We start from the raw sequence: 5,210 nt of genomic DNA, 5'->3' as shown, positions 1-5,210 counted from the left end.
CGTTCCGGGGTGCGGGCGGCCAGCACCAGATCGGCGCCCTCTCGTGTGCACCGGTGCGCCAGCGTCGTACCCAAACCCGGGCCCACCCCGCTGATCACCACGACCTTGCCGTCAAGCATCTTCGTCATCCCAGCATCCTTGCCGCAATTTGTTTTTGGCGCAAAGCAATTCGTGCCTGCCAGTCGTCCTCGGAAATCTTGTTGTGCTCAAAGTGTGGCAGCGACGCGGCTACCCCGTCGACGTCGACCAACTCGACGGTGGGGCCGTCGGCCTCGGTGAGCTGTCGGGAGACCCGCTGCCAGCGGAACTGCAGGAATCCGCGCCGATGTCCAAGGGTTTCAACCCAGTTGGTGACGCCGGGGTTCTGGTCGGCGACGACGATGCGGACCTTTCCGTCCGGATCCGCTTGGGCCTGAGTGTTGTTCAGCGATGTTTGGTGGTTGATGTAGTCCAGCGAGATGTACCACATACTGCCCAGCTGGAAGCCGAGGTAGGGCGCATCGGTCACCGGCAGCGTGATGATCAAGGCCTGATCGGGTCGGAGCTCGAAATGCCCGACCGAGGAGTACTGCGTCGCCAGACCGCCGGGCGTCAGGCGTGGCGGGACCATCGTGTTGACCGGAATGTCGAGGTAGAACCACTGCGGGAACTGCAACCACGTCTTCACGCGGTTCACCAGTTGCTTTCCCGCTGTGGTGTAACGCTTTTCGATCGCCGCGCGGGTCAGCGGCGGCGGCGCGGTGCCCGCGGTGTCCAGCCTGGAAATGGCCAGCGTGCCCCGCCGCGCCGACCAGTCGCCGTAGACCTCGCGGATCACCAGCTGGCCCGGGCTGGTCGGTCGGACCTGCCATTGGAAGCTGCCGTCGGCGGCGATCTCGAGCTCACGGTCGTCGAACGCGGCCTGGCTGGCGGGCACATTGTCGTCGGTGTACTCACCGCCGAGCAGTTGGAAACTCAGGTCGGTGGTGGTGCCGCGGGTGCCGGTGACCACGTAGTCGTGGTTGGGTTGCACCCGGCAGCCGAAGTACAGGGTGTCCGGGTTGTCCAGGCCCATCTTGGTGAACGGCCCGGTGCCCGACAGGAGTACCGGGTGATCACGCTCGTAGTCGAACACCATGTGCGTGCACGCGGCGACGCAGCCGGCCAGGTATTGCAGCCCCTCGAGCAGGTCGGCTTCGGTCTCGATATGCGGTGCGGCGGCGACCAGTTCTTCGGCTTCGGCGATCGCATCGGTAAGTGGCTGGGAGAAGAGGGGAGCGGACACGTCTTGACGCTAGAACGTGTTCTAGTTTTCGTCAATGGGCGAACATTCCCGCGTGTTGGCGCGGGCACTCACCGACGAGGCTCGCTCACTCCCCGGCTACGGCGCGCACTGCTGCGACAGGTCGACCAGGTGCTGCCGCACATCGGGGTGCCGATTGAGATAATCGATGACGTTGGGGCCGCCGCCCTCGGCCTCGGACCTGGTCTGCAGCTCCCGGTGCAGGTCGGGATGCCGCTTTAGGTACGAGTCGATGGAATGACCCACGGTCTGATCGCATTGGGCGTTCGCCACCGGTAGCGCGATCACCGTCGCGGCGGTAGCGGTAAGCAGTCCCCCGGCGAGCAGACGATACAGTCCGCGGCGACGGGACCTCGGGGTTCCGGAAGTCATGGTCATCGGATTGCTCCTTTAAGGCACTCGATATTGCCCTTAATCGAGGGTACCCGCGACAGCGTTACCGCTGCCTTTGCTGAAGCTGTGAGGCTAGTGTGTGACGGCTTTCTGACCGCTCGCCGCCTGCTCGCGCTTGATCTCCAACGCGATGTCGATGAGCTGGTCTTCCTGACCGCCGATCAGCTTGCGCTGACCGGCCCGGTGCAGCAACTGGTGGGCCGGAACGCCGTAGCGCTCGGACTGGCGAACCGCGTGCTTGAGGAAGCTGGAGTACACACCGGAGTACCCCATGATCAGCGCGTTGCGGTCGAGCAAGCATTCGGCCGGCATCGCCGGGCGTACGACGTCCTCGGCGGCGTCGGCGATGTCGAAGAAGTCGATCCCGGTCTTGACGCCGATCTTGTCGAACACCCCGATCAGCGCCTCGACCGGCGCATTGCCTGCACCAGCTCCGAAGCGGCGGCACGACCCGTCGATCTGCTTGGCGCCGGCCCGAACAGCCTCCACCGAGTTAGCCACGCCCAGTCCCAGGTTTTCATGGCCGTGGAAGCCGACTTGGGCGTCGTCGCCGAGTTCGGCGACCAGCGCCGCGACCCGATCGCTCACCCCGTCCAGGACCAGCGCCCCGGCCGAGTCGACGACATAGACGCACTGGCAGCCGGCGTCGGCCATGATGCGGGCCTGCGCGGCCAGCTTCTCCGGCGGAATGGTGTGGGCCATCATTAGGAACCCGACGGTTTCCAGGCCCAACTCGCGGGCCAGCCCGAAGTGCTGGATCGAGACGTCGGCCTCGGTGCAGTGGGTCGCGATCCGACAGATCGAGCCGCCATTGTTCTGCGCCTCTTTGATGTCTTCCTTGGTGCCTACCCCGGGCAGCATCAGGAAGGCGATCTTGGCCTCTTTGGCGGTCTCAGCGGCGAGCTTGATCAGCTCCTGCTCGGGCGTCTTGGAGAACCCGTAGTTGAAGCTCGAGCCACCCAGCCCGTCACCGTGCGTCACCTCGATGACCGGCACGCCCGCGTTGTCGAGCGCGGCCACGATGGCACCGACCTCGTCCTTGGTGAACTGGTGACGCTTGTGGTGAGAGCCGTCGCGCAGGGACGTGTCGGTCATCCGGACGTCCCAGATTGGGTTGAAGAAGATGTCAGTGGTCATGCCTTCGCTCCTCCCGCTGTGGCGGACAGGGATTCTTTGGCGATTTCCTCGCCGACCTTGGTGGCCGCCGCGGTCATGATGTCGAGGTTGCCCGCGTAGGGCGGCAGGTAATCGCCGGCGCCTTCGACCTCGACGAACGTCGTGACCAGAGCTTGGCCACCGGAGTGCATCGACGGGTCGTCGAACTGTGGCTCGTTGAGCAGCCGGTAGCCCGGCACATAAGTCTGCACCTCGGCCACGACATCCCGAATAGATTGGGCGATCGCATCGCGGTCGGCGTCCTCGGGGATGGCGCAGAAGATGGTGTCGCGCATGATCATCGGCGGATCGGCCGGGTTCAGGATGATAATCGCCTTGCCGCGCTTGGCGCCGCCGATGGTCGCCACACCCTTGCTGGTGGTCTTGGTGAACTCGTCGATGTTGGCGCGCGTGCCCGGCCCCGCCGAGACCGAAGCGACCGACGCGACAATCTCTGCGTACGGCACCTCCACGACCCGCGAAACGGCGTAGACGATCGGGATGGTCGCCTGTCCCCCACACGTGATCATGTTGACGTTCGGCGCGTCGAGGTGCTCGCGCAAGTTCGCCGGCGGGATCACCGCCGGGCCGACCGCGGCGGGAGTCAGGTCGATCGCCCGGATACCGGCGGCCTCATACTTCGGCGCTGCGTCCCGGTGGACGTAGGCGCTGGTCGCCTCAAACAGCAGGTCGGGTTTCTCGGACTGCGCCAGCAGCCAGTCGACACCTTCGTGGGTGGTCTCCAAACCCAGCTTGCGGGCCCGCGCTAAGCCTTCGCTTTCCGGGTCGATGCCCACCATCCAGCGCGGTTCGAGCCACTCCGAGCGCAGCAATTTGTACAGCAGATCGGTGCTGATATTGCCCGACCCGACAATGGCCACACTGGCCTTGGAAGGCATGGACGCTCCTTTACTCGAAGGACAACCGGACGGACCCAAGGCCGGCGAACTCGGCGACGAAGTTGTCGCCCGGGTGGACGTCGATGGCCCGGGTGCACGAACCGGGTAACACGATGTCACCGGCCCGAAGCCGTACACCAAAACTCTCCACCTTGCGGGCCAGCCACGCCACCGCGGTCACCGGATTTCCCAGAACGGCGTCGCTGCGGCCCTTGGCCGCCACCTCGCCGTTGCAGGTCAGCACCGCATCGATCTGGGTGATGTCGATGTCGCTCGGCGCCACCCGGCCGGCGCCGAGGACGAAGCCCGCCGAGGAGGCGTTGTCGGCGATGGTGTCGCACAGCGCGATCTTCCAATCGGTGATTCTGGTGTCGATCAGCTCGATGGACGGCACAAAAGCCTCGGTGGCCTTGAGCACGTCGTCTTCGGTGCAGTGCGCCCCGGGCAGGTCGTGGGCCAGGATGAAACCGACCTCGACCTCGACCCGCGGATAGAGGTACCTGTCCGCCTTGACAGGGGTGTCCTCGAACACCTGCATCTCGTTGAGCAGGTGTCCGTAGTCCGGTTCGTCGACGCCCATCATCTGCTGCATCGCCAGCGACGAGAGGCCGACCTTGTGCCCCACCACCCGGGCGCCCTCGGCTACCCGCTGACGGATGTTGATCAGCTGGATCTCGTAGGCGTCGACGACGTCGATCTCGGGGTGCGCGGCCGTCAACTGCGCGATCGGCTGGCGGCTCCGCTCAGCCTGCGCGAGATCGGCGGCCAGCTCATCACGGGTGGCTAGCGGGATCATTTGACCGAAGTCCCCTCGTTCGTGTGACCGGGCCAGTAGCGCCCGGCCCCGGCAATTCTATAACGTGTTCTACATGACAGCTCAGGAGTTCGACGTCGTCGTGGTCGGGAGCGGCGGCGCCGGCATGGTTGCTGCCCTCGCGGCCGCCCACCGGGGTCTTTCGACAATAGTCATCGAGAAGGCTGCCCACTACGGCGGTTCCACTGCGCGGTCGGGTGGCGGCGTGTGGATCCCCAACAACGAGGTCCTAGAGCGCGACGGCGTCAGGGACACGGCGGAAGCGGCCCACACCTATCTGCACGGCATCATCGGCGACATCGTCGAACCGGAACGCATCGACACCTACCTCGAGCGCGGGCCGGAGATGTTGTCGTTCGTGCTGAAGCACACGCCGCTCAAGATGTGCTGGGTGCCCGCGTACTCCGACTACTACCCCGAGGCCCCGGGCGGCCGCCCGGCCGGCCGTTCTATCGAGCCGAAGCCGTTCAACGCCAACAACCTCGGGCCCGACCTGCCCGGGCTGGAGCCTCCGTACGGCAAGGTTCCGCTCAATGTCGTTGTGATGCAACAGGACTACGTGCGGCTGAACCAGCTCAAGCGGCACCCCAGAGGCGTGCTGCGCAGCCTCAAGGTGGGCGCGCGCACCATGTGGGCGAAGGCGACCGGCAAGAACCTGGTCGGGATG

6 protein-coding genes and 1 pseudogene are annotated in these 5,210 nt (G+C 65.5%); 1 reads left to right on the top strand and 6 read right to left on the bottom strand.

Annotated features, from left to right (window positions below):
* The 6 genes and pseudogenes from VKI00_RS28850 to VKI00_RS28825 all read right to left on the bottom strand — a co-directional run.
* A pseudogene (locus VKI00_RS28850) lies at window positions 1–128 on the bottom strand (short-chain dehydrogenase); the annotation flags it as partial.
* Window positions 125–1,264, bottom strand: a complete 1,140-nt coding sequence (locus VKI00_RS28845; protein WP_324444320.1) for a hypothetical protein — start codon at window positions 1,262–1,264, stop codon at window positions 125–127. The gene VKI00_RS28845 and the pseudogene VKI00_RS28850, both read right to left, overlap by 4 nt.
* Window positions 1,265–1,360: 96 nt before the next feature.
* Window positions 1,361–1,654 (bottom strand): hypothetical protein, encoded by a 294-nt coding sequence (locus VKI00_RS28840; RefSeq protein ID WP_414687324.1) that lies wholly within the window; start codon window positions 1,652–1,654, stop codon window positions 1,361–1,363.
* Between the two features lie 93 nt (window positions 1,655–1,747).
* Window positions 1,748–2,812: a 4-hydroxy-2-oxovalerate aldolase gene (dmpG, locus tag VKI00_RS28835; RefSeq protein WP_324444316.1), complete on the bottom strand. Its 1,065-nt coding sequence runs from the start codon at window positions 2,810–2,812 to the stop codon at window positions 1,748–1,750.
* Window positions 2,809–3,729 (bottom strand): acetaldehyde dehydrogenase (acetylating), encoded by a 921-nt coding sequence (locus VKI00_RS28830; RefSeq protein WP_324444314.1) that lies wholly within the window; start codon window positions 3,727–3,729, stop codon window positions 2,809–2,811. The genes dmpG and VKI00_RS28830 overlap by 4 nt, the downstream gene beginning before the upstream one ends.
* A 10-nt stretch (window positions 3,730–3,739) precedes the next feature.
* On the bottom strand, window positions 3,740–4,525 hold the full coding sequence (locus VKI00_RS28825) for a 2-keto-4-pentenoate hydratase (RefSeq protein WP_324444312.1): 786 nt from the start codon (window positions 4,523–4,525) through the stop codon (window positions 3,740–3,742).
* A gap of 73 nt (window positions 4,526–4,598) precedes the next feature.
* Here VKI00_RS28825 and VKI00_RS28820 point away from each other — a divergent pair.
* A partial coding sequence (locus VKI00_RS28820) for an FAD-dependent oxidoreductase (RefSeq protein ID WP_324444310.1) occupies window positions 4,599–5,210 on the top strand: 612 nt, incomplete at its 3' end.

The sequence above is a fragment of the Mycobacterium sp. genome (assembly GCF_035314665.1).
GTDB lineage: Bacteria > Actinomycetota > Actinomycetes > Mycobacteriales > Mycobacteriaceae > Mycobacterium.
Note: the sequence above shows the minus strand (reverse complement) of the source record. Positions and strands in the feature narration are given on the sequence as shown.

What these genes read in the sequence shown, in the direction of transcription:
- VKI00_RS28840 (WP_414687324.1), bottom strand. Translation starts at nt 1,654, where the DNA reads ATGACTTCCGGAACCCCGAGGTCCCGTCGCCGCGGACTGTATCGTCTG.
- dmpG (WP_324444316.1), bottom strand. Translation starts at nt 2,812, where the DNA reads ATGACCACTGACATCTTCTTCAACCCAATCTGGGACGTCCGGATGACC.
- VKI00_RS28830 (WP_324444314.1), bottom strand. Translation starts at nt 3,729, where the DNA reads ATGCCTTCCAAGGCCAGTGTGGCCATTGTCGGGTCGGGCAATATCAGC.
- VKI00_RS28825 (WP_324444312.1), bottom strand. Translation starts at nt 4,525, where the DNA reads ATGATCCCGCTAGCCACCCGTGATGAGCTGGCCGCCGATCTCGCGCAG.